This window comes from Hymenobacter ruricola, from assembly GCF_015694525.1.
In the GTDB taxonomy this organism is placed as follows: domain Bacteria; phylum Bacteroidota; class Bacteroidia; order Cytophagales; family Hymenobacteraceae; genus Hymenobacter; species Hymenobacter ruricola.
In genome coordinates this window covers 132,471-154,582 of sequence record NZ_JADQDM010000007.1, presented here as the reverse complement: position 1 = coordinate 154,582, position 22,112 = coordinate 132,471, and the positions used below count along the sequence as shown (strand labels likewise).

General features: G+C 64.1%; 19 protein-coding genes, 1 tRNA gene and 1 pseudogene. 11 read left to right on the top strand and 10 right to left on the bottom strand.

Annotation, left to right across the window (positions count from 1 at the left end; all coding sequences use genetic code 11):
- Positions 1 to 60: 60 nt before the first annotated feature.
- Entirely contained in the window at positions 61 to 834 is a 774-nt protein-coding gene (locus I2H31_RS14940; protein WP_196293841.1) for a hypothetical protein, read from the bottom strand.
- 29 nt (positions 835 to 863) lie between these two features.
- Positions 864 to 1,478: a bifunctional nicotinamidase/pyrazinamidase gene (pncA, locus tag I2H31_RS14935; protein WP_196293840.1), complete on the bottom strand. Its 615-nt coding sequence runs from the start codon at positions 1,476 to 1,478 to the stop codon at positions 864 to 866.
- Between the two features lie 102 nt (positions 1,479 to 1,580).
- Here pncA and I2H31_RS14930 point away from each other — a divergent pair, with 102 nt between their 5' ends.
- The gene (locus I2H31_RS14930) at positions 1,581 to 2,453 is read left to right on the top strand and encodes an SDR family oxidoreductase (RefSeq protein WP_196293839.1); all 873 of its coding nucleotides are present in this window, start codon (positions 1,581 to 1,583) and stop codon (positions 2,451 to 2,453) included.
- A gap of 13 nt (positions 2,454 to 2,466) precedes the next feature.
- On the opposite strand, the gene I2H31_RS14925 is transcribed toward I2H31_RS14930, so the two are convergent.
- Positions 2,467 to 3,228, bottom strand: coding sequence for a hypothetical protein (locus I2H31_RS14925; RefSeq protein ID WP_196293838.1), 762 nt, complete (start codon positions 3,226 to 3,228; stop codon positions 2,467 to 2,469).
- A 65-nt stretch (positions 3,229 to 3,293) separates the two neighbouring features.
- Positions 3,294 to 3,833, bottom strand: coding sequence for a GNAT family N-acetyltransferase (locus tag I2H31_RS14920; RefSeq protein ID WP_196293837.1), 540 nt, complete (start codon positions 3,831 to 3,833; stop codon positions 3,294 to 3,296).
- A gap of 127 nt (positions 3,834 to 3,960) precedes the next feature.
- On the opposite strand from I2H31_RS14920, the gene I2H31_RS14915 reads away from it, so the two are divergent.
- On the top strand, positions 3,961 to 4,698 hold the full coding sequence (locus I2H31_RS14915; protein ID WP_196293836.1) for an SDR family oxidoreductase: 738 nt from the start codon (positions 3,961 to 3,963) through the stop codon (positions 4,696 to 4,698).
- 149 nt (positions 4,699 to 4,847) lie between these two features.
- Here the strand turns inward: I2H31_RS14915 and I2H31_RS14910 are convergent, their stop codons facing one another.
- On the bottom strand, positions 4,848 to 6,353 hold the full coding sequence (locus I2H31_RS14910; protein WP_196293835.1) for a malate:quinone oxidoreductase: 1,506 nt from the start codon (positions 6,351 to 6,353) through the stop codon (positions 4,848 to 4,850).
- A gap of 312 nt (positions 6,354 to 6,665) precedes the next feature.
- Here I2H31_RS14910 and I2H31_RS14905 point away from each other — a divergent pair, with 312 nt between their 5' ends.
- Together I2H31_RS14905 and I2H31_RS14900 are read left to right on the top strand one after the other, a co-directional pair.
- Positions 6,666 to 7,742, top strand: coding sequence for an asparaginase (locus I2H31_RS14905; protein ID WP_196293834.1), 1,077 nt, complete (start codon positions 6,666 to 6,668; stop codon positions 7,740 to 7,742).
- A 119-nt stretch (positions 7,743 to 7,861) separates the two neighbouring features.
- Positions 7,862 to 7,949: transfer RNA gene (locus tag I2H31_RS14900), tRNA-Ser, on the top strand.
- A 90-nt stretch (positions 7,950 to 8,039) separates the two neighbouring features.
- Here I2H31_RS14900 and I2H31_RS14895 read toward each other — a convergent pair.
- The 3 genes from I2H31_RS14895 to I2H31_RS14885 all read right to left on the bottom strand — a co-directional run bounded on the left by I2H31_RS14895 (position 8,040) and on the right by I2H31_RS14885 (position 13,604).
- Positions 8,040 to 8,624 carry a hypothetical protein gene (locus I2H31_RS14895; RefSeq protein ID WP_196293833.1) on the bottom strand — a complete coding sequence of 195 codons (585 nt, stop codon included), beginning with the start codon at positions 8,622 to 8,624 and terminating at the stop codon, positions 8,040 to 8,042.
- Between the two features lie 175 nt (positions 8,625 to 8,799).
- Positions 8,800 to 12,315: a DUF7948 domain-containing protein gene (locus I2H31_RS14890; protein WP_196293832.1), complete on the bottom strand. Its 3,516-nt coding sequence runs from the start codon at positions 12,313 to 12,315 to the stop codon at positions 8,800 to 8,802.
- A gap of 158 nt (positions 12,316 to 12,473) precedes the next feature.
- Positions 12,474 to 13,604 carry a TlpA disulfide reductase family protein gene (locus I2H31_RS14885; RefSeq protein WP_196293831.1) on the bottom strand — a complete coding sequence of 377 codons (1,131 nt, stop codon included), beginning with the start codon at positions 13,602 to 13,604 and terminating at the stop codon, positions 12,474 to 12,476.
- A 156-nt stretch (positions 13,605 to 13,760) separates the two neighbouring features.
- Between I2H31_RS14885 and I2H31_RS14880 the strand changes: the two genes are divergently transcribed.
- From I2H31_RS14880 to I2H31_RS14860, 6 genes and pseudogenes are all read left to right on the top strand, one after another.
- Positions 13,761 to 14,147, top strand: coding sequence for an HU family DNA-binding protein (locus tag I2H31_RS14880; RefSeq protein WP_196293830.1), 387 nt, complete (start codon positions 13,761 to 13,763; stop codon positions 14,145 to 14,147).
- Between the two features lie 57 nt (positions 14,148 to 14,204).
- Positions 14,205 to 14,495: pseudogene (locus I2H31_RS25815) on the top strand (AAA family ATPase); the annotation flags it as partial.
- Between the two features lie 489 nt (positions 14,496 to 14,984).
- Positions 14,985 to 15,662, top strand: a complete 678-nt coding sequence (locus I2H31_RS25220) for an AAA family ATPase (RefSeq protein ID WP_230687815.1) — start codon at positions 14,985 to 14,987, stop codon at positions 15,660 to 15,662.
- A gap of 6 nt (positions 15,663 to 15,668) precedes the next feature.
- Complete coding sequence (locus I2H31_RS14870; protein ID WP_196293828.1) at positions 15,669 to 16,496, top strand: HNH endonuclease family protein; 828 nt, start codon at positions 15,669 to 15,671, stop codon at positions 16,494 to 16,496.
- An 83-nt stretch (positions 16,497 to 16,579) separates the two neighbouring features.
- The gene (locus I2H31_RS14865) at positions 16,580 to 18,001 is read left to right on the top strand and encodes an MFS transporter (protein WP_196293827.1); all 1,422 of its coding nucleotides are present in this window, start codon (positions 16,580 to 16,582) and stop codon (positions 17,999 to 18,001) included.
- A gap of 90 nt (positions 18,002 to 18,091) precedes the next feature.
- Complete coding sequence (locus I2H31_RS14860; RefSeq protein ID WP_196293826.1) at positions 18,092 to 18,601, top strand: DinB family protein; 510 nt, start codon at positions 18,092 to 18,094, stop codon at positions 18,599 to 18,601.
- A 202-nt stretch (positions 18,602 to 18,803) separates the two neighbouring features.
- Here I2H31_RS14860 and I2H31_RS14855 read toward each other — a convergent pair whose 3' ends face one another.
- Positions 18,804 to 20,471, bottom strand: coding sequence for an amidohydrolase (locus I2H31_RS14855; RefSeq protein WP_196293825.1), 1,668 nt, complete (start codon positions 20,469 to 20,471; stop codon positions 18,804 to 18,806).
- Between the two features lie 211 nt (positions 20,472 to 20,682).
- Entirely contained in the window at positions 20,683 to 21,453 is a 771-nt protein-coding gene (locus tag I2H31_RS14850; RefSeq protein WP_196293824.1) for an AMP nucleosidase, read from the bottom strand.
- Positions 21,454 to 21,617: 164 nt separating this feature from the next.
- Here I2H31_RS14850 and I2H31_RS14845 point away from each other — a divergent pair, with 164 nt between their 5' ends.
- Positions 21,618 to 22,088: a type I restriction enzyme HsdR N-terminal domain-containing protein gene (locus I2H31_RS14845; protein ID WP_196293973.1), complete on the top strand. Its 471-nt coding sequence runs from the start codon at positions 21,618 to 21,620 to the stop codon at positions 22,086 to 22,088.
- Positions 22,089 to 22,112: the final 24 nt, after the last annotated feature.

Here is a 22,112-nt window from a genome sequence, read left to right as displayed (position 1 = left end):
TTTTGCTTTTCACTGAATATGTCCGCCGAAACCGCGCTGATTGCGAGGCAGGACTGCAGGTTAGGCGGTTTTTACGAAGCGAATGAGCTCCCGAACTTGGTTGAGAAAGCGGGCGTCTTCCGACAGCTTGGCAATTTCCTGGCTGGTTTGGCGGGCCAGGGCTTCGTGGTCGCGGGCGTTCTGGCGGGTCAGCTCTTCCAGCCGCGAATCGAGGCGGTCGAAGTGGCGCTGGTCGGTGGCCTGCTGCTGGGCCAGGGCGTGCGCCCACGAGTCGGTTTCGGTGGCGTCGAGCGTGGCGAGGACGGTGTGGAGCTGGGTTTCCAGCTCGCTCACGCGGGTGCGCAGCTCTAGCACGTCTTCGCGCGGGTAGTGCACCTGGTGCTGCATCAGGCGCAGGCGCTCGGCCAAGTGCTCGTAGGCCCGGGCGGCGGGGCGCGCAAAGGTGAGCGCCAGCGCCGCGACGGCAGCCGGGTAGCCCAGCGCCGTAACATGAAAATAAGCCAGCCCCGCCAGCACCGCCGCCGTGAGCACGTGCAGGCCTACTGCCAGCGTGCGAAACCGCGCGGCAATGCGGCGGGCATACGCCACGTGCTCTTCGTTCACGGCAATGCCCTTTTCGCGGGAAGCCTGGGCCTCTTGCACCACGCCGAGGGCGGCGAAATGCGCGTTCCACGGCAGGGTGGTCACCGTGGCCAGCCACCACACAATGCCGACCCCAATCAGCCAGTCGACCAGGCTGCCCACCGGCACGTGCAGCCAGTGCAGGCCGAAAAATACCACCAGCGCCCCAATGGCGAGGAAAAACAGCATGGACGCAAACGCTCGGAAGGGCATGGCAAGACGGAAAAAGGAATAGCGAAAAATTAAACCGCAAACAACTCGGTGCTGGCCCGCAGGCGCCCGCCGAGCTGGCGCAGGTCGTCCTGGGCCCGGGCCCAGCCCTCGGCCGAGATGGCGCGGGTGGCGTCGGTGAGCACGGTGGCGGCAAAGCCTTCGGCCAGGGCGTCTTTGGCGCTGAAGTACACGCAGTAGTCGGCGGCCAGGCCGGCGAGGTACACCTCCGTCACGCCGCGGCCGCGGAGGTAGTCGGCCAGGCCGGTGCTTTTGCGGTGGCCGTTGTCGAAGAACGCGCTGTAGCTGTCGATTTCCACCGACGTGCCTTTGCGGAAAATGGCCTCGATGCGCTCCGGGCGCAGGGCCGGGGCCAGGTCGGCGCCCGCGCTGGCCTGGGTGCAGTGGTCGGGCCAGAGCACCTGGGGCAGGTCGTGCAGGTCAATTTCCTCGAACTGCTGCCGGCCGGCGTGGCTGCTGGCAAAGCTCTGGTGGCCGGCCGGGTGCCAGTCCTGGGTGGCCACCACCAGCTCAAAGCGCGGCTGCAAGTCGTTCACCAGCGGGATGATGGCGTCGCCGTCGGGCACGGCCAGGCGGCCGCCGGGCAAAAAGTCGTTCTGAATGTCGATGAGAAGGAGGGCTTTCATGCAAACTAAAGTCAGGGTTACACCGGAATAAACCAAGCAGTACGCCGGGAGTTACGTTTACGAGCGAACCGCCGCCGTAATCTTCCCAAAATGCCTCGCCCCATGTCCCCCAACCTGCAGCAGCACATCATCCTCGTCACGGGCGCCACCTCCGGCCTCGGCAAAGCCACCGCCACCGCCCTGGCCAAAATGGGCGCGCACGTCGTCATCCTGGCCCGCAACGCCGAAAAAGCCGACGCCACCCAACGCGAAATCCGGGCTGCGGCGGGCCATGCCCGCGTCGACGTGCTGCTGGCCGACCTCGCCGACCTGGGCCAGGTGCGCCGGGCCGCGGCCGAGTTCAGCGCCCGTTACCCGCGCCTCGATGTGCTGGTGAACAACGCCGGCCTGCTTTTTGGCCCCCAGCGCCAGCTCTCGCCCGACGGCTACGAGCTGGGCGTGGCCACCAACCACCTGGGGCCCTTCCTGCTCACGGCGCTGCTGCTGGAGAAGCTGCGCGCCAGCCCGGCCGCCCGCGTGGTCAACCTGGCTTCGGCCGCCTACCGCGTGGCCCAGCCCAATCTGGCTGATTTTCAGTCGGAGAAAAGCTATAGCGCCATGCGGGTGTACGGCAACACCAAGCTCTACAACATCCTATTCACCCAGGAACTGGCCCGGCGCCTGCGGGCGCACGGCATCGCCAACGTCACGGCCAATGCGGTGCACCCCGGCGTGGTGGCCACTGGCTTCGGGGCCAGTGCCGGAGGCTGGGCCGGCGTGCTGCTGGCCCTGGGCCGGCCGTTCATGGTTTCGGTGGAGAAAGGCGCCGAAACCAGCATTTTCCTGGCTTCGGCGCCCGAAGTTGCGGCTACAAGCGGCGGCTTTTTTGCCAAGAAAAAACCGGAAGCCGTGAAGCATCCTTTCAACACGCCGGAGCACGCCCGCCAGCTATGGGAGCTGAGCGAGGCGCTGACGGGCGCCCGGTTTCTGGAGTAGCCGGGGCAGCGGGCTACTTGGCTGCCGGGTCGGCGGCGTGGAGCACGGTGGCCCAGGCGGCTTCGGTGCGGGGCTTTTGGGTAGCAGCCGCGGTTTTCAGGGCATCGGCCAGCGGCGGGGCGGCGTTTTGCAGGGATTTCAGCGTGAGCTTGACCGGGGTCAGCGCGCCTTCGGGCGCGCGAAGGTAGTACTCGGAGATGTCCTCGATTTCGTCGGTGGGCGCGCCGTTGCTGTACATTCCCTGAAAGCTTTCCTTCTTAATGTGCTTCTCGTGGTGCTTGAGCAGCGTGTAGCGGCCTTCGTGCAGCACCTCCACGTAGTCGCCCTGCCGGGCCGGGGGGCCTTCCAGAAAGCGCCGAAACAGCCGCTCGCGCCCCGGCCCCAGGGCCGAAGCCGGCTCCATGAGCACAAAGGAGGCCACCCGGTGGTCGTCCAGGGCCACGGAATCCTGCACGGGGGCCGGCCTGCGCATCACCAGGCCGTGTTCCAGCACGTTGTATTTCAGCAGGATGGGGGCCAGGGGCGCCGTGTTGGTCAGCGTGAGGCGGGCGGGCAGCCACCGGTCGTCGGCGTAGGGCGAGCCCACGGTGTTGGGGCGGCGCGTCAGCAGGTGGCTGGCGCCGTTGGTTAGCTCGGTCAGGCTCCCGTATTCGTTGCCGGTCACCTTGCTGTAGTCCCGCTGGGCCACGGGCAGGTTCTGGATGCCGGGGGCCTGCTGGGCCTGCGCGCCGGCGCTGATGAGCCCCAGGCCGAAGAGTAGGTGGTTGATTTTCATGGGAGTACAGGCGGGGAAGTGTAGGCCGGCAATTTACTCTTTTTTCTGAACGGCACCCTACTGCACTAGCCTGCCTGCAGCGCCCGCCACTCGTCTTCCAGAATGCCCATTTCCACCAGGCTCCAGTAGTCGTCGTCGTGGCGCACCACGTCGCGCAGGACGCCTTCCTGCTGAAAGCCGCACTTGAGGTAGCACTTGATGGCGGCCGTGTTGAAGTCGTAGACGCCCAGGCTGATGCGGTGCAGTTTCAGGTCCTCGAACCCAATGCGGAGCAGGGCCTTCACCATGCCCTGGCAGATGCCGCGGCGGCGTTCCGTGCTCTTGCCCACCAGCACGCGCGTGATGCGTCCGGCGCGGTCGCGCTGGCTGATGCCGCCGAGCGAAATGTGGCCCACGGTGACGCCGGTGGCCGTTTCCACGGCTTTGTAGATGAACACATCGGGGTCGTTCATGTCGTTGGCGCCTTCCACGTACCACGCCAGGCCGGACTGGGTGAGGGGGAAGGAAAACATTGAGCCGCTCCACTCTTTCATCAGCCGCTCGTCGTCGACCCATTCCATGAGTTGGGAGAAATCGTCGGCGGTGAAGGGTTCGAGAACAATCATAAACAAGAAGAGAAACGGGGCGTACTACCAGCACCGCGGCCCTGAACTGGGCCGGATGCGGCGCAATTTCGTCAACCAACGGCGCGCATTGCTTGTTAGCGCCGGTCTTTTCTTCCTGTTTGCTTCCATGAATCTCGCCACCAACACCCTTCTTCTCACCGGCGGCGCCTCGGGCATCGGCCTGGCGCTGGCCGTGCGCTTTTTGCGGGCCGGCAGCACCGTCATCGCCGTGGGCCGCCGGGCCGACAAGCTTGCCGAAGCCCAGCAACTGCACCCCGCCCTCATCACGCGGCAATGCGACGTGGCCGACGCCGCCGAACGCGCCGAGCTGGTGCGCTGGGCCACCGCCACTTACCCCGGCCTCAACGTGCTGGTCAACAACGCCGGCATCCAGAACCGCGTGCAACTGGCCGCGCCCGGGGCCGACTGGGACCACCTGCGCCAGGAAATCGTCATCAACGTGGAAGCGCCCATTCACTTGAGCACGCTGCTCATCCCGCACCTGCGCGAGCAGGCGAACGCGGCTATTATCAACGTGACGTCGGGGCTGTCGTTTGCGCCGGCCGCCTTTGCGCCCATCTACAGCGCCACCAAGGCGGCGCTGCATTCCTTCACGCTCTCGATGCGCCACCAGCTTCAGCCCACCGGCATTGCGGTGCTCGAAATCGTGCCCCCGGCCGTGAACACCGACCTGGGCGGGCCCGGCCTGCACACCTTCGGCGTGCCCGTCGATGACTTCGCCGATTCCGTCATGGCCCGGCTGGCGGCCGGGGAGGAGGAAGTGGGCTATGGCACGTCGGAGCAGGCACGGCTTGCCTCGCGAGCGGAGCTCGACGAGCGGTTCCGGCTGATGAACAAGCGGTAATTGAACGACAATACATAGAACGGTCATGTCGAGCTTGCCGAGACATCTCGCATGCCACCACTAATCCTGACGGTTGGATTACTGCGGCACGCGAGATGTCTCGACAAGCTCGACATGACCGTTCATTAATATACGTTTGCTTAGTTGCCTTACGCGTCCAGCTTCAGCGCCTGGTGGCTGCGCTCGCGCACTTCGGCCGTGAGGGCTGGGTCGTCGGCCAGGCGCTTGCCGAAAGATGGCACCAACTCCTTGAACCGCGCCTGCCATTCCGGGGACTTCGCCCGCTCGGGGAAGCATTTCTGTACCAAATCGAGCATGATGGCCACGGCGGTGCTGGCGCCGGGCGAGGCGCCCAGCAACGCGGCAATGGAGCCGTCGGCCGAAGTCACCATTTCGGTGCCGAATTCCAGCACGCCGCCTTGCTTTTTGTCTTTCTTGATGACCTGCACGCGCTGGCCGGCCACTTCCAGCTGCCAGTCGGCGGGGTTGGCCTCGGGGTAATACTCGCGCAGGGCGGCGGTGCGGTCTTCCGGCGACTGCAGCACCTGGCCGATAAGGTACTTGGTGAGGCCCAGGTTGCGGGCGCCGGCGTAGAGCAGCGGCCGGATGTTGCCCAGCTCAATAGAACGGAACAAATCGGTGTAAGAGCCCTTCTTCAAAAACTTGGTGCTGAAGCCCGCGTATGGCCCAAACAGCAGCTCTTTCTGCCCGTTTATCTGGCGCGAGTCGAGGTGGGGCATCGACATGGGCGGCGAGCCCACGGCCGGCTTGCCGTACACTTTGGCCTCGTGCCGGGCAATCACGGCGGGGTTGCGGCACTTCAGCCACTGCCCGCTCACGGGGAAACCGCCGAAGCCGTTGGCCTCCGGAATGCCCGACTTTTCGAGCAGCGGCAGCGAGCCCCCGCCGGCCCCGATGAACACGAAGCGCGCCCGCACCTTGCTGCTTTCGCCAGTGGCCAGGTCGCGGACTTTCACCCGCCAGATGCCGTCCGGCTTGTGCCGGAAATCTTCGACTTCATGGTTCAAGTTGAACTCGACGCCCGGCAGGCTCTTCACGTAGTTGGACAACGCGCGGGTGAGGGCGCCAAAGTTGACGTCGGTGCCGATGGTCATGCGCGTGGCGGCCACGGGCACGCTGCGGTCGCGGCCCTCCATCACCAGCGGAATCCACCGGGCAATCTGCTCGGGGTCTTCGCTGAATTCCATGCCTTGGAACAGGGGCGAGTGCAGCAGCGCGGTGTGGCGCTTGCGCAGGTACTCCACGTTTTCGGCGCCCCACACAAAGCTCATGTGCGGAATGGTGCGAATGAAGGACGCGGGGTCGGGCAGCATGCCTTCCAGAGCCAGCGAGGCCCAGAACTGCTTGCTTAGCTCAAACTGCTCGGCAATTTTGTCGGCCTTGCTGATGTCGATGGAGCCGTCGGGCCGCTCGGGGGTGTAGTTGAGCTCGCAGAAGGCCGAGTGGCCGGTGCCGGCGTTGTTCCAGGCGTCGGAGCTTTCGGCGGCCACGGCGTCGAGGCGCTCGTAGCCGGCGATGGTGAGGGTGGGGTCGAGGGCTTTGAGCAGCACGCAGAGGGTGGCGCTCATGATGCCCGCGCCAATAACGATGACGTCGGTGACGGGTTTATCGGGGTTTGAGGAATTGGGAGTCATAGCAAAACGAAAGGGGAGGACCTTCCGCCATACGGCAGATGCCCGCGCCGGGCTGCCCGCGGGCAAAAAAACCGGCGCGCCTACCTTGCACAGCAGAACGCCAACTCCCCTCCTTTTTGAAGGAGGGGATGTTCGAGCCGCAGGCTCGGACGGGGGTGGTTGCAGTCGTTGAACGATAGGCGAACGACTTGCGCTGGCGTAGTTCTGACATCGTTCAACGATTTTACCACCCCAGCTGGCGCTTTGCACCAGCGTCCCCTCCTTAAAAAAGGAGGGGAGTATGCCGTTCTTGCGTCTCCGTTATTCCCGCCCATGCCCGACCTCGACCTGCCCCTGCTGCCCCTGCCCACCCGCGCCGACGCCGCCGCGCCGCGCCTGCTCATCATCTACACCGGCGGCACGGTGGGCATGGCCCTGAACCGCAGCGGCGAGCTGGTGCCCATGCAGTTCGGCCGCCTCGACCGCAAGATGCCCGATTTGACCCGGCTGCCGTTCCGGCTGGAGATGCTGAGCCTGCCCGCGCCCATCGACAGCAGCAACGTGACGCCGGCCGACTGGCTGTTTCTGGCCCAGCTCATCGGCCGGCATTACGCCGATTTCGACGGCTTCGTGGTGCTGCACGGCACCGATACCATGGCCTACTCGGCCGCCGGGCTGAGCTACTTGCTGGAGCATCTGGGCAAGCCGGTGGTGTTCACCGGGGCGCAGGTGCCCGTGGGCGCCAACCGCTCCGACGCCCAGCGCAACCTCGTCACGGCCCTGGAAATTGCGGCGGCGCGCCACCCGCGCGCCCGCACCGTGCGGGTGCCGGAAGTGTGCGTGTTCTTCAACGACGTCCTCATCCGCGGCACGCGGGCCAAGAAGGTCGAAAGCCAGCAGTTTGCCGCCTTCAAAAGCGAAAACTACCCGCCGCTGGCCCGCGCCGGCATCAGCCTCGAGTTCGACGACAAAAGCATCCGCCTGCTGCCCGGCGCCCGCCTCAAAGTGCACCAAAACCTCGAAACCGGGGTGGCCGTGCTGCGGCTATTTCCGGGCATCACGGAGGCGGTGGTGGCGGCCATTCTGGGCGTGCCGGGCCTGCGCGGCTGCGTGCTCGAAACCTACGGCTCGGGCAATGCGCCCACGGCGCCGTGGTTTCTCGCTTGCCTGGCCGAGGCCCGCCAGCGCGGCGTGTGGCTGCTGAACGTGAGCCAGTGCGAAGAAGGCCGTGTGGTGCAGGGCAAGTACGAAACCAGCGCTGCCTTTACCGAAATGGGCATCGTGGGCGGCGACGACCTCACGACCGAGTCGGCCGTGACCAAGCTCATGTTCGTGCTCGGCCTGGGGCTGGGCGAGGAGCGCACCCGCCAGCTGCTGATGCAGGATTTAAGGGGCGAGATAACGCTTTGAAAATGAGTTAAGAGTTAGGAGTTAAGAGTTAGGAGTCCACAAAACATCAACTCTTAACTCTTAACTCCTAACTCCTAACTCAATTCCACCCCTATCTTTGCCCCATCAACCGCCAACCTTGAGAGGTGTCCGAGTGGTCGAAGGAGCACGCCTGGAAAGTGTGTATGGCTCAAAAGGTCATCGTGGGTTCGAATCCCATCCTCTCAGCGAAAAGCCCGTTTCCAAGCAGGAAACGGGCTTTTTCTTTTTATTGCAGGAGGCCGCAGCGGGCGTTTTCGGTCCCGCCCGCTGTGTGGCCTACGGCACCAGGTCGAAGACTTCGCCGCTGGCCAGCTCGTAGCGCAGCAGGCCGGCCCGCTGGTCCCAGAACGCGGCCCGCAGCTGGCTGCCGCGCAGGTAGATGGCGTTTTGCTCGTTGCGCAGCGCGTAAGCCTTCGGAAAGCTACGGCCGCCGGCCAACGTCAGGGGCGCGGGCAGCAGCTTGAAAACCGGGCCGCCGGGCACGTCGCTCTTGGTGCCGAGCAGCCCGGCCAGCATGAATAGCAGCGTAGCGGGGTGCTTGGGGGAGGTTTTCTCCACCAGCAGCGAGAAGCCGGGGTTGTCGGGGCCGCCGTAGTTGGTGGCCGATTGCAGCGCCAGCGTCGCGCGGAGGGGTTGGTACTTGCCGGCTTCCAGCTGGTTGCAGTTCTGGTTGTCGTGAAACTCGCGCAGGGCCTGGGCCGTGAGCACGTTGGTCGCGCCCCGGTTGCTGCGGAAGGTGATTTGCTGGCCGGGGTGGTACACCTCGACCCAGGTTCGCTCTTCGGCCGTTAGCTCCACGGGCACGCAGTCGCCGCAGGCCGCGGCGGTTGCCAGCAGCGGCGAGAGCAGGAGGGACAGCATTTTGTGCATGGCTGGGCACCGGCGGGAATGACAACCGCCGCCGGTATTTAACGGCCCGGGCCCTTCGGCGTTGGGTGATGGGCTGCACCAGGCCCGGGCCCTTCGTTGCTCTTCGGCCGCAAAAAAGGCCCGCCCCCAGTCCGGGACGGGCCTATTTTGCGGCCGAAGAGTGAGGCTACTTCACCACTTCCAGCCAGCCTTTCCGGGTCTGGCCGGCGGCGTCGCGCAGCTGGTAGAAGTACACGCCGGGGGCCACGCCGGCCCCGGGGCCCCAGCCGGTGGTGTAGTTATTCTGCTCGAAGACCTTGCGGCCCCAGCGGTCGAAGATTTGCAGGGCCGCGCCCTCGGCGGGCACGGGGGGGCGGAAGTCGTCGTTTTGCCCGTCGTTGTTGGGCGTGATGATGTTGGGCACGCGGTCGGGGGCCACCACGAGTTGCAGGACGGCCTTAATCGGGCAGCCGCCGCGCGAGTTGGCGTTCAGGCGCACGGTGTAGGTGCCGGGCGCGGCGTACACGTGGGTGGGCGTGAGGCCAGTGGCCGTTTGCCCGTCGCCGAAGTCCCACACGCGGTTGGTGAGCGGAAACACGCTCTGCAAAGTGTCAGCAAAAGCCACTGGCTGGCCCGCGATGGCCAGGGTGGGCGTGGCGTGCAGCACCACCACGTCCTGTCCCAGGCGGTTGACCACGATGCTGGCGCTGCCGGTGCAGCCGGCGGCCGTGGTCACCTGCACAGTGTAGGTGGTCGTGGCCGAAGGATTGGCCGTGACGGTGCGGCCGCTGGTGCCGCTCAGGCCGACGGCCGGGCTCCAGGCGTAGGTGGCGCCCGCGCCTGCATCGGTGGCGGTGAGGGTGGCCGAAGCGCCGGGGCACAGGGGCGGGGCCGGCGCAATGGCCACCGCAAGGGCACTGCGCACGTTCACCACCACGGTGTCGCGGCTGATGCAGCCGCTGCCAAACGTGGTGGCCGTCACGATGTACTGCGTGGTGGCCGTGGGCGTAGCGATGACGCGGGGGCCGCTGGTGGTGTTGAGGCCGGTGGCCGGACTCCAACTGTAAATAGCCGACTGCACCGGCGAGGCACCCGCCACCGTGAGCGTGGCCGAGGCGCCGGGGCACACGGTCTGGTCGGGGCCGAGGGCGGCGCGGGGCAGGCCGAACACGGTCACGGTATCGCGGCTGATGACGGCGGCCTGGCAGCTGGTCGAGTCGTAGGCAGTGAGGCTGATGGGGTAGCGGCCGGGGGCGTTGTAGGTCACGCTCACGTTGTTGGGCTGGGTCGAGGTCTGGCCGTTGCCGAAGGTCCAGGTAGTGCCGTTGTTCGACGGGTTGGCGCGGGTGAAAGTGACGGTGAGCGGCGCGCAGCCGGTGCGGGTGTTGGGCGCGCCGTTGGCGGCCGGCACGAAGCTGGCGTCGAGGCGCACGATGTCGAGCTTGAGGGCGGCGCTGGTGGTTTCGCCATTGCCCACCATGGTGCGGGCCACGGCGTTGGGCGTGGTGGTAATGGCCGGCGGCGGGTTGCCATTCGGCTGGGCGCGCACGCAGATGGCCTGGTAGATGATGCCGCGCTTGTCGAAGCGCGAGGTGCCGCCGTCGACGTGCGTGGTGCCGGTGCCGAAGTAGGTGCCGTACACCAGCCGCCGCGCGTTGGCCGAGAGCTGCATGATGTAGAGGTAGCCGTAGGTGTCCGTATTGGCATTGGCGGCCGAGCTGGCGGTGCTGTTGGTGGCCGTCAGGCGCAGGGCGTCGGGCGTGGTGGGCATGCCCGCGATGCTGGCCGCGCCGTAGCCCGAGAGCAGAATCTGCCCGCAGTTATCGACCAGAAATGCCGTGGGCGCGAGGTTGGACGGGTATGGATTGGCGGAGCTGCTGGTACCCGGCCCGTTGCCAATCACCGTCGAATACACCGAAGCCGACAGCCCGTAATTCATCTTCTGAATAAACTGGCGGCTGCCCGTGTTGCGGTAGGTGCCAGCCGTCACGGGGTAGGCGCCGTTGGTTTGGCCCAGCACGTACACCGCAGCCTTGCGGTCGAGCTGCACGAAGTAGGCCTGGTCGTAGCTGCTGGTGCCCAGGTAGGTGCTTTGCACCAGCGTGGTGCCGGTGGGCGAGAGGTGGGCCACGAAGCCATCGGCCGGGCCGCCGCCGGAGGTGGCGCGCAGGCCGCCCACCGTGCCGGGGAAGTCGGTGCTGGTGGTGCCGCCGGCCACAAACACGCCGTTCAGGCTATCGAGCTGGATGCTGTAGGCCGCGTCCTCCCGGGTGCCGCCCAGGTAGGTGCTCCAAATCATGCCCGTAAGGTTGGGGTTCAGCTTCACCACCACCGCGTCCTGGGTGCCGCGGCGGCTGGTTTGGTAGGCGCCGGCGCTGGTGGGGAACAGGCTCGACAGCGTGCCCGAGGTGAAGTAGATGTTGTTCTGGCGGTCGGTTATCACGTCGCCCCGGAAGTCGTCGCCGTAGTTGTTGTAAAGGTTGCTGCTGGTGGGCAGGCGGCCGTCGTCGGAGGTGCCGCCCATGTAGGTCGAGCCCAGCAGGCGGGTGCCGGTGGCGTCGAACTTGGCCAACACCAAATCGGTGCCGCCGGCAAGGGTGCGGCGGTAGGAGGCCGTGGTGACCGGGAAGTTGGTCGACTCCGTGCTGCCGAGCAGCACCAGCTCATTCGCCCGGTTCACCACCAGGCTGTGGGGGTACTCGTCGTCGGTGCCGCCCAGGTAGGTGGCGTACACCAGGCTGCTAGTGCCCACCGGCGCGGCGGGGTTGTACTTGCTGATGACAATGTCTTTGGCGCCGCGGTAGGTCAGGGCCCCCGTGGTGGTGGGGTAGCCGGCCGTGAAGTTGATGCCCGCCGCGTAGAGGTTGCCCAGCGTGTCGGGGCAGGCGGTGTAGCCCCAGTTGAAGCGCGCCGTAGCCCCGGAATACGTCGAGTACACCAGCACGGGGTCGATGACGAGCGGCTTGGAGTGGTCGTAGCCCTTGGGCAGGCCGAAGCTCACCGTGTGCCCCGGCCCCAGCACGTACTGGCAGGGCACGGCCACGCGCCGGCCCTCAATCAGTTGGTAGGCAACCGGCTTCTGCTCGGTCACGCGGCCCACGCTGGTGCCGATGTGCAGGGCGCCGTCCACCACCGTGAGCGACTCCTGGCCCTCGTAGCGCAGTTGGATGCGGCCGGCGTCGGCCCCGGCAGCCAGCTCAAAATCGTACTCCATCACCGGGCCGCGCGAGTAAAAGCGCAGGTCGGTGCCGGGGTAGAGCTGCTGGTAGCGCACGTCGGTGTAGGCCGGCACGCCGCTCACCCAGCGGCTTTGGTCGTTGCCGAGGAAGTAGTTGAACCGCTCACCCGTGGGCTGTTCGCCGCGCACCTCGGGCCGGGCGTTGGCCCCCACGAAGCTCACCGAATAGGCGTGCCCGCCGATGCGAACCGGTTGCCCCTTCCCGCGGGGCGTGTGGTGGGCGCGGTCTACGGCCGGGGCGTCGTAGCGGGCCACCAGCAGGCGGCCGCGCTCCAGAAAGAGGCGGCCGGCGGGCACGTCGGCGGCGAAAAGAATGGGCTGCTCCCACTGCCGCTGGTTGGGCACGAAGCGCAGGGGGTGGGCATCGGCCGGCAAGGGGGCCACCGGAGCGGGGCTGGCCACGGCCGGCAAACCAGAAAATAACGCACTGCCGAGGCAGAGCCAACGCGTAAGGATACGGCGCATGAAAAGGGGGGAAGAGAAGAAAAAAGAACCACAACCGGACACAGAAAGGCCCCGCTGGGGGCAGGGCCTAGCTTTCCGGGAGCAAAGTTCCGGCGAAATACCGGATATATCGCTCAGCTTCGTGATTTGATAACTTCTATTTCACCCGTCCGCGCCGGTTATTTGATGAACTGCGCCACCGCGGTTTTGAGCGCTTCGCCGCGCAGGTTCATGGCCACGATTTTGCCGGTGGGGTCCACCAGGAAGTTCTGCGGAATGGCGTCCACGTAGTAGCGGGCGGCTACTTTGCCGGTGGCGGCTTCCGAATCCAGCACCTGCGCCCAGGGCAGGTGGTCGTCGTTCACGGCTTTCAGCCACTTGGCGCGGGCCGTGGGCTGGTCGATGGACACGCCCAGCACGTCGAAGTTGCGGCCCTTAAATTCCTGGTACACCCGGGCCACGTTGGGGTTCTCGGCCCGGCAGGGCCCGCACCAGCTGGCCCAGAAATCGACCAGCACGTACTTGCCGCGGTAGCTGCGCAGGGCCACGGCCCGGCCGTCGGGCGTGGCCAGGGTGAAGTCCGGCGCCGGCATGCCGACGGTCAGCGCGTCGGGGGCTTGCACCTTGGCCGCTACTTTCTGGCCCAGCGCACTGGCGCGCAGCTCCGGCGAGAGCCCGGCCAGGAGTTGCTTGGCCAGCTGCTTGTCGGCCTTCGCATTGCTCATGAGGTCGACCTGGTACAGGCTGACCAGGGAGGCCGGGTGCGCCCGGACAAAGTCGGAATACAACGCGTTGCGGTCGCGGTCGATGGCGGCCCGGCGTTCCGCCCGCATATCCTGAAACGTATGCGACTTGCGTACCTCGGGCGTGGCGGCCCGGTCGTCGGCTTCCAGCTGCTTGAGGCGCTGCACAATGGGCTCGGTCGATTTTAGCAGCTGCTGCCATTCGGTGGTGAGGCGCGGCCCCGCGAGGCGCGCGTGCTTCAGCGAGTCGGGGCTGGTGAACGTGACGGTGCCTTCTTCGAGGTAAAACCCGTGTTTCAGGTCGGCCTCCCACACGTTTTGCGGGTGGCGGCCTTGCCGGTCCAGTATCAGGTAGGCGCGGTCCGGGCCGGGCGAGAGGCCCTTGATTTCAAACTGCCCACCCCGGACACCGGCCGAATCAGTGATTTCGCCGTTGCGGTACAAGTATACTTTGGCGGGCGGCTGGAGGCTGGGGTCGAGCTGGCCTTTCAGCACGAAAGCCACCGGGCCTTGCGCCGCGGCCGCGCCGGGCAGCAGCCACAGCAAGTGGGAGAGGAATTTGGTCATGGGCGGGAAGTGGGCTGGGGAGCAGAAGTCAGGAGCAAGCTACGCGCCTTCGGCCGATACTTTTAGCCAAGGCACCCCAAACGTCAGCCATTGGGCCGGATAATCAGCCGGTTTCGCCTATCTTCCGCCCATCTATCACCCAAACCGTTTTGCACCATGCCCATTGAGTACTCCCTGATTGAACGTGGCAATCCTGGCGACGCCAAGGCTCCCAAGAAATTCTACGCCCAAGCCAAAAGCACCGGCGAAACCACCGTACGCGGCCTGGCCAAGCGCATCAGCGACATTTCCACGGTGAGCACCGTGGACGTGATGGCCGTGCTCGAAGCCTTTTTCCAGGTGGTGCCCGCCGAATTGGCCGAGGGCCGCATCGTGCGCTTCGGCGACTTTGGCTCGTTTTCTACCTCCGTGCAGGGGACGGGGGCGCCCACGGAGAAGGAATTTACCCGGGCCCTCATCAACACCGTGAAGGTACAGTTCCGGCCCGGCAAGCTGTTTTCCCTGGCCATGCAAGGCGCCGAGCTGCGGCGCGCCGCCAAGTAAAAAGGCCGCCCGGCGCCCCAGCCCAACTCATCGGGACCTTTTGCCCAAAAGGTCCCGATGAGTTGGGCAAAAGGTCCCGATGTTTTGCCTCTGGCCCCGCAGGCCCGCCGAAACCCGGCGGGCCTGCTACTTTTGGGCCCACCGCGCCCCGCCTCCTTTCCCCTCGTGATGCCCGACAAAACCACCGCCCCGCCGCCCGCCTACTTCCTCTCCCTGAGCCTGGAAAACGTGCGCAGCTTCGGCGAGAAGCAAACCATTTCCTTCACCCGCCCCGATGGAAGACCCGCGCAGTGGACGATTATTCTCGGGGATAATGGGGTGGGGAAGACGACGGTGTTGAAGGCGTTGGCGGCGATGATGCCGGAATTTCAGCCACAATCAAAGTATGGGGCTGTGGGTTTGCTTTCCGATTTGAAATACAATTGGTATTTCGTTAGAAACACAGCGCATACTGATACACGCATTGATTGTGTTACAAAAACAGGGACACTATTATCAAACCCAGCAGACCCTTCGATTGAAGTTCTACACGAAACGTTTCTTTATCGTGCAAGTAGAGAAAATGCAAGGAGAGATGGAATAATCGGTAGCAGTTATGGAGGTACCGAAGAGTTAATTGGACTTGTATGCTATGGTTACGGTGCTGGCCGTACGACTGGTAATTCTGCTCTTGGAGACGCGTCTCATTCTTCTTACTCATGCGCTAGCCTTTTTGATGACCGAGCTGATTTGGTGAACCCTGAAGAGTGGTTTTTGCGAATGGAGTATAGTTCGCTTAAAGGTGATAAGCAAGCTGCAAAGTCACTAGAGCAAGTGCGGCAAACTTTATTAAAAGTTTTGCCGGATATAACAAATATCATCATCATCAGTGAAGGCCACCAACAGTTTGTAGAGGTAGAAACCCCCTACGGCTGGGTGCGCCTGCGCGACATGAGCCTGGGCTACCAAACCCTGGTGGTGTGGCTCACCGACTTCGCCAGCAAGCTCTTTATCCGTTACCCCGACAGCAAGAACCCGCTGGAAATGCCCGCCATTGTGCTCATCGATGAAATCGACCTGCACCTGCACCCCAGCTGGCAGCGCAAGCTCATCGGCTTCCTCAGCGGCATCTTCAAGAACACCCAGTTCATTGCCACGGCGCACAGCCCGCTGGTGGTGCAGGCGGCTACGGATGCCGATGCTAACGTGGTGCTTCTAAAGAGGGAAGGCGACCAGACGATAGTGCATCAGGGCCGCGACCTGCCCGACGTGCGCCACTGGCGCCTGGAGCAAATCCTGAGCAGCGAGCTATTCGACGACACGCCCCCGCTCTCGCCCCAAACCGAAGCCGACCTGAAGCGCCGCAACGAGCTGCTGCTGAAGAAGCGGCTAACGGCCAAGGAAAAGGAAGAACTGGCGGGCCTTAATGCCAGCGTCGCCGACCAGCCCGTGGGCACCACGCGCCCCGAGCGCCGGGCCGAGGACCTGCTGACCCAACTGGCCCGCAACCTGGGCAAAGCCGACATCCTGGAATAGCCGGCCATGATTCGGATTGCAAAGAGCCCGGCCGTGCCGGCGCCGTTGGGCACCCGCGGCGCCCGCCATTTGAAGAAGCTGCAGGAAACTCAGGAAGCCGACCCGGCGGCCTGTCGGGTAGCCGACAATAAATTGCTGGAGTCGCGGGACGGCATTTACAACGACAACCGGGTGAAGGAGCGGCTCCGGGCCGACCAGCACGACAAATGCTGCTACTGCGAATCGTATTTCAGCAGCACCAGCTACGGCGATGTGGAGCATTTCCGGCCCAAAGGAGGCTATCGGCAAGACGCGGCCGATGCCTTGCACAAGCCCGGCTATTACTGGCTGGCCTACAACTGGCATAACCTGTATTTCGCTTGCCAGCTGTGCAACCAGCGTTTCAAGGGCAACTATTTTCCTTTGCGAAACCCGGCCGACCGCGCCCAGTCGCACGCCGATTTCCTGAGCGATGAGCAGCCGCTGTTGCCCGACCCGGCCACGGAAGACCCCGCCGCCCATCTGTCCTTTGTCGATGATGCGGCGCAGGCGCTGGATGAGCGCGGGGCCGGCTGCATTTGGGTCTTTGGCCTCGACCGGCCCGAACTAATCAAGCGCCGGGCCGAACGCCTGAAGTCCATCAAACAGGCCCGCCTGCTGGCCGGGCTCGATATGAGCCGGCCGCTGGCGCCGGCCATTGCTGGCTTCTTTCGGGAGTTGAAACTAAGCTATGCGGATGCCGTGGAGATGGTAGCCGAAGCCCAACGCATCTGGGATACCGCGGCGCTCGATTCGGCCGAGTTTGCCGGTATGGCGCGTGCATATTTTCGGCGGGTGGCCCAACAATCCCAATAGCTGCCCGACGCCCGCCCAACCAGAACCCTAAAAACCCGTTACCTTCCCCGGCGCAATCCCCTTCACTCTTCGCGCGCCCCCTTATGACCCCAACCCCGACGCCTCTTGCCGCCGCTGGAGCGGTAGAAAAAGACAACAAGCGCATCACCACCGGCTGGACCTTCTACGACTGGGCCAACTCGGTGTACCCGCTGGTGATTACGAGCAGCATCTTCCCCATCTACTGGGGCGCCGTCACGGCCGACATCAACCCCGCCGAGGGCAACACCGTCGATTTCCTGGGTTTCCAGGTGCCGGGCTCGTCGCTGCTCACCTACGCCATCTCGTTTTCTTTCCTGCTCATTGCACTGGTCAGCCCGTTTCTGACTTCGCTGGCCGACTTCTCGGGCCGCAAGAAGCTGTTCCTGCAAATCTTCTGCTACATCGGGGCCATCAGTTGCGCGGGGCTGTTCTTCTTCACCAAGGGCACGCTCACGCTGTCCACGTTCGTGTTCATCGCGGCCACGGTGGGCTTTAGCGGCAGCATCGTGTTCTACAACTCGTATTTGCCCGATATCAGTTCGGAGGAGAAGTTCGATTCGCTCTCGGCCAAGGGCTTTTCGATGGGCTACATCGGCTCGGTTATCCTGTTGGTTATTTGCCTGGTGCTGGTCACCTTCAACAAGGAAATCGGCATTGAGAAGGGCTTTGCCACCCGCCTGAGCTTCCTGCTCACGGGCATCTGGTGGGCCGGTTTCGCGCAGATTCCCTTCTTCACCCTGCCGCCCGACACCGGCCGCCCCGCCGATGCCCCCGCCGCTGAAGGCGGCTGGGTGCTGAACGGCTTCCGCGAGCTGGGCAAGGTGTGGGACCAGCTCAGCCAGCTGCCCAACCTCAAGAAGTTTCTGCTGGCCTACTTCACCTACAACATGGGCGTGCAAACGGTGATGTACGTGGCCACCATCTTCGGCGACAAAGAATTGCACCTCGAAAGCACGGCCCTCATCGTGACCATTCTGCTGCTGCAAGTGGTGGCCATTCTGGGCGCCTACCTGTTTGCCAAGCTCTCCGAAGCCATCGGCAACACGCGGGCCCTGAGCTGGTCGGTGGCCATCTGGGGCTGCATTTGCGTGGCGGGCTACTTCGTGCAGGCCGGCTGGAGCTTCTACGCGCTGGCTTCGGTCATCGGCCTCACCATGGGCGGCATCCAGAGCCTGAGCCGCAGCACCTACTCGAAAATTATCCCGGAGAATACGCCCAACTCGGCCGCCTTCTTCAGCTTCTTCGACGTGACGGAGAAACTGAGCATCGTCATCGGCACGGCCGTGTTCGGCGTCATTGCCCAAATCACGGGCTCGATGCGCAACAGCATTCTCTCGCTCATTGTATTCTTCATCCTGGGCTTCATCTTCTTGCTCACGTTGCGCGGCAAGAAGCTGCGCGAAGACTCGCTGGGCCCGGTGGCCGTGCCGGCCCCGCCGCCCGCCTCGGCCGGGGCGGAAATGGGGGCGCCCGTGGCGCGGTAGCGCGGGCTTTTAGTCCGCGAGTTGGATTAAATGGAATAGCTTTGGCCCGCGGACTAAAAGTCCGCGCTACATCTTCTTATCCCACCTTTCATGTACACCTCTTCCATTCAGAAGAACATTCTCGCCGAGCTCAACCACGAGCTGGCCCAGACCCGCAAAACCATCGAGCGCGTGCCCTTTGAGCGGGCCGACTACAAGCCCCACCCCAAAAGTATGAGCCTGTGGCAGCTGGCCACTCACGTGGTGAACCTGCTGGCGTTCAAGACGCTGTTCGTTACTCACGACTCGCGCGACTTCCTCGACCCCAACGCGCCCAAGCCCGGCCCCACGCCCACCAGCCTGGATGAGCTGCTGGCCCGTTTCGACGAGTACAGCGCCACCCTGCGCCAGGCCCTGAGCGAAAGCGACGACGAAAAGCTGACCCACAACTTCAAACTGCACCGCGGCGAGCACGTGGTGTTCGACTACCCCAAAGGCACGGCCATCCGCATCATGGGCCTGAACCACAGCATTCACCACCGCGGCCAGCTCACGGTATACCTGCGGATGCTCGACATCCCGGTGCCTGGCCTGTATGGTCCCAGCGCTGACGAGAAATAAGGCTGGAACTGTCATTGCGAGGCCGCAGGCCGTGGCAATCCGTCCTGTTCTCAGCGACCAGTATTCTAGTGTGAAAAAGCCCCGACTCTGCTTAGAGCCGGGGCTTTTTCTGTTTCACAACAGGCTTCGTCACGCCTCAAGGCTGGTCGCGTTGGGAGGACGGATTGCCACGGCCTGCGGCCTCGCAATGACAGTTCCAGCCTTATTTCTTCTCAAACACCTTCTTTCCACCAATCCAAGTTTGCTGCACCTGGGCGCCGCGCAGCTTCTCGTTCGGGGCCGTCAAAAGGTCCGTATCCAGCACCACGAAATCGGCCAGCATGCCGGGCCGGATTTGGCCCTTGCGCTTCTCCTCGAAGGCGGCGTGGGCGGCCCAGGTGGTCATGCCGCGCAGGGCGTCGGGGCGCGAGATGGCGTTTTCCATCTGGAAGCCGGCTGCCGGGTAGTTCTTGGCATCCTGCCGGGCCACGGCAGCGTGAAAGCCGAACAGCGGGTTGATGTTTTCCACTGGAAAGTCGGAGCCCAGCGCCAGCTGGCCGTATTGCTTCAGCAGCCCTTGGTAGGCGTAAGCGGTTTTCAGGCGCTCGGCGCCCAGCCGCTCGCCGGCCCAGTACATATCGGAAGTGGCATGGGTGGGCTGCACCGAGGGCACGATGCCGAACTGCCGGAACTTGGGCATGTCGGCCGGGGTGATGACCTGGGCGTGCTCGATGCGCCAGCGGCGGTCCTGCTGGCCCTTCAAGGCTTCGCCGTAGATGTTGAGGATGATGCGGTTGGCCGAGTCGCCGATGGCGTGGGTGTTCATTTGGAATTTCGACGCGGCCAGTTCCTTCGCCAGGTCGCGGAACTGCTTCTCGGTAGAGAGCAGAAAGCCGGTTTCCTTGGGCTTGTCGGCATACGGCTTCACCAGGCAGGCCCCGCGCGAACCGAGCGCGCCGTCGGCGTACACTTTGAAGGAGCTCACGGTGAGCTGGTCGGTCAGCACCGGGCCATTTTTGAGGTAGTAGGCGCGGTTTTCGGGCGTGGGGGTGAGCATGGCGTAGAGCCGCAGCTTGAGCTTCTTTTGCTGCTGCAAGGCCGCCAGCTGGTCGATGTTGGCTTTGTCGAGGCCAGCGTCGGCAAGGCTGGTGAGGCCCACGGCCAGGCAGTTCTGCTGGCCTTGCAGCAGCAGTTGCGTGGCTTCGGCCTCCGACGGCTCGGCAATTTTATTGCCCACCAAGCGGGTGGCGTTGTCCACCAACAAGCCCGTGAGGCGGCCCTGGGCATCGCGGGCAATGGTGCCCCCGCTGATGGGCGTGCGGGCCGTAACCCCACCCAGGTCCAGGGCTTTCTGGTTGACAATGGCCGCGTGCCCGTCCACCCGAATCAGGGCCACCGGCACCTCCGGAAACAGTTGGTCCAGTTTGTCCTTGGTCGGAAATTGCTTGTCGGGCCAGTCGTTCTGGTCCCAGCCGCGGCCCAGCAGCCAGGCCGCTTGCGGATGCTGCCGACGGTGCTGCTGCAGCTTCTGCAGCACTTCTTCCCAGGAGGTGGTGCCCACCAAATCAGCGTAGCTTAGGCCGAGGGAGTAGCGATAGAAGTGGCAGTGCGCGTCGTAGAAACCGGGGTAAATGAATTTGCCGCCCGCATCCACCTCCTGCGTCGGCTGGTACTTGCCTTTGAGGTCAGCCGCCGAACCCACCGCCACAAACTTGCCGTCCTTCACCACAAAGGCCTCAGCTTTCGAAAAGGTCGAATCGACGGTGTAAACAGTGGCATTGGTCACCAGCAAATCCACGGCTTCGCGCTTGGCGCCGCAGCTGCTGAGCAGCGCCAGGGACAGGAGGGAAGCGGTAAGCTTTGGAAATAGCTGAGGGGAGATGTGGGCCATGCGGGAGAGAGGGGAAATGAAAATTGGAACCGGAAAAGCGTAAAATAGCACGTCATGCTGAGCGCAGCCGAAGCATCTTGCGTGCAATAGTAAACCCGATGATTGGATTACTACCGCAAGCGAGATGCTTCGGCTGCGCTCAGCATGACGTGCGGAGAGGATGCTCCGTCAGGACCTGCGAAATCCGTTAAATCCGCAGAATCTGCGGTCCTTACTCGAAGCGCATGTGCTTCACCGACTCGCCCGAGAACTGCAGCTCCTGCAGCGACTCGATGCCGATTTGCAGGTGCTGCTTCACGAAGTTGGTGGTCACCTTCGAGTCCGACTCGGACGTTTTCACGCCTTCGGGCGTCATCGGGTTGTCGCTCACCAGCAGCAGGGCGCCGTGGGGAATGTCGTTCATGAAGCCGCACACGAAAATGGTGGCCGTTTCCATGTCCACGGCCAGGGCGCGCACGCGGCGCAGGTAGTCCTTGAACTCTTGGTCGTGCTCCCACACGCGGCGGTTGGTGGTGTACACCGTGCCGGTGTAGTAGTCCAGCTCGTGCTTTTTAATCATCGATGACACGGCGCGCTGCAGGCGGAAGGAGGGCAGGGCCGGGATTTCCTTCGGCAGGTAGTCGTCGGAAGTGCCGTCGCCGCGGATGGCGGCGATGGGCAGCACCAGGTCGCCGAGCTTGGTTTTTTTCAGGCCGCCGCACTTGCCCAGAAACAGGGCCGCCTTGGGCTTGATGGCCGAGAGCAAGTCCATCACCGTGGCGGCCATGGGCGAGCCCATGCCGAAGTTGATGATGGTGATGCCGTGGGCCGTGGCCGTTTGCATGGGCTTGTCGAGGCCGCGCACTTCGGTGCCAAACTGCTCGGCAAACATGTACACGTAGTTGCTGAAGTTGGTGAGCAGGATGTACTGCCCAAACTCGTTCAGGGGCACGCCCGTGTAGCGCGGCAGCCAGTTATTAACAATTTCTTCTTTGGTCTTCATGGGTTGGTGCTTGGTTGTTGGTGCTTAGTGCTTGGCTGTGATGAAACAACAGCCTCCGTTCGCCGGTGCTTGGCTGCTGAAAAGCCCGCTTTGTCGTTCCCTTGGCACCAGGCGAAGAACACCAAGCACCAGGCACAAAGCACCAAGCACTATTTTTGGAGGTGATGCAAGCCCTGGACCTGCCGCCTTTCGAGGCCAAACTTACGCAATCGGCCACAAATCAGCCCCTCATCTGGGATGTGCTCCGGCGCAAGCACGTGGTGCTCACGCCCGAGGAGTGGGTGCGCCAGCACGTGGTGCACTATCTAATCAACGACCTGGGCTACCCGCGCGGCCTGCTGGCCCTGGAGCGCGGCCTGCGCTACAACCAGCGCCAGAAGCGCACCGACCTGCTGGCCCTCGACCCGGCCGGCCAGCCCCTGCTGCTGGTGGAATGCAAGGCGCCCAGCGTGGCCATCGACGCGGCCGTGGCCCGGCAGGCTGCCACCTACAACCAAACCATTGGCGCGCCGCTGCTGCTGCTTACGAATGGGCTGGTGCACTATTGCTGGCGGGTGAATTTTGCGACGCGCACAAACGAGCGGCTGGCGGAAATTCCAGCCTTTGCCGAGGCGACGCGCCATAAGGGGCCTTAATTTCGGCCGAAACCGGCCGTTCCG

What these genes read in the sequence shown, in the direction of transcription:
- I2H31_RS14940 (WP_196293841.1), bottom strand. Translation starts at nt 834, where the DNA reads ATGCCCTTCCGAGCGTTTGCGTCCATGCTGTTTTTCCTCGCCATTGGG.
- pncA (WP_196293840.1), bottom strand. Translation starts at nt 1,478, where the DNA reads ATGAAAGCCCTCCTTCTCATCGACATTCAGAACGACTTTTTGCCCGGC.
- I2H31_RS14930 (WP_196293839.1), top strand. Translation starts at nt 1,581, where the DNA reads ATGTCCCCCAACCTGCAGCAGCACATCATCCTCGTCACGGGCGCCACC.
- I2H31_RS14925 (WP_196293838.1), bottom strand. Translation starts at nt 3,228, where the DNA reads ATGAAAATCAACCACCTACTCTTCGGCCTGGGGCTCATCAGCGCCGGC.
- I2H31_RS14920 (WP_196293837.1), bottom strand. Translation starts at nt 3,833, where the DNA reads ATGATTGTTCTCGAACCCTTCACCGCCGACGATTTCTCCCAACTCATG.
- I2H31_RS14915 (WP_196293836.1), top strand. Translation starts at nt 3,961, where the DNA reads ATGAATCTCGCCACCAACACCCTTCTTCTCACCGGCGGCGCCTCGGGC.
- I2H31_RS14910 (WP_196293835.1), bottom strand. Translation starts at nt 6,353, where the DNA reads ATGACTCCCAATTCCTCAAACCCCGATAAACCCGTCACCGACGTCATC.
- I2H31_RS14905 (WP_196293834.1), top strand. Translation starts at nt 6,666, where the DNA reads ATGCCCGACCTCGACCTGCCCCTGCTGCCCCTGCCCACCCGCGCCGAC.
- I2H31_RS14895 (WP_196293833.1), bottom strand. Translation starts at nt 8,624, where the DNA reads ATGCTGTCCCTCCTGCTCTCGCCGCTGCTGGCAACCGCCGCGGCCTGC.
- I2H31_RS14890 (WP_196293832.1), bottom strand. Translation starts at nt 12,315, where the DNA reads ATGCGCCGTATCCTTACGCGTTGGCTCTGCCTCGGCAGTGCGTTATTT.
- I2H31_RS14885 (WP_196293831.1), bottom strand. Translation starts at nt 13,604, where the DNA reads ATGACCAAATTCCTCTCCCACTTGCTGTGGCTGCTGCCCGGCGCGGCC.
- I2H31_RS14880 (WP_196293830.1), top strand. Translation starts at nt 13,761, where the DNA reads ATGCCCATTGAGTACTCCCTGATTGAACGTGGCAATCCTGGCGACGCC.
- I2H31_RS14870 (WP_196293828.1), top strand. Translation starts at nt 15,669, where the DNA reads ATGATTCGGATTGCAAAGAGCCCGGCCGTGCCGGCGCCGTTGGGCACC.
- I2H31_RS14865 (WP_196293827.1), top strand. Translation starts at nt 16,580, where the DNA reads ATGACCCCAACCCCGACGCCTCTTGCCGCCGCTGGAGCGGTAGAAAAA.
- I2H31_RS14860 (WP_196293826.1), top strand. Translation starts at nt 18,092, where the DNA reads ATGTACACCTCTTCCATTCAGAAGAACATTCTCGCCGAGCTCAACCAC.
- I2H31_RS14855 (WP_196293825.1), bottom strand. Translation starts at nt 20,471, where the DNA reads ATGGCCCACATCTCCCCTCAGCTATTTCCAAAGCTTACCGCTTCCCTC.
- I2H31_RS14850 (WP_196293824.1), bottom strand. Translation starts at nt 21,453, where the DNA reads ATGAAGACCAAAGAAGAAATTGTTAATAACTGGCTGCCGCGCTACACG.
- I2H31_RS14845 (WP_196293973.1), top strand. Translation starts at nt 21,618, where the DNA reads ATGCAAGCCCTGGACCTGCCGCCTTTCGAGGCCAAACTTACGCAATCG.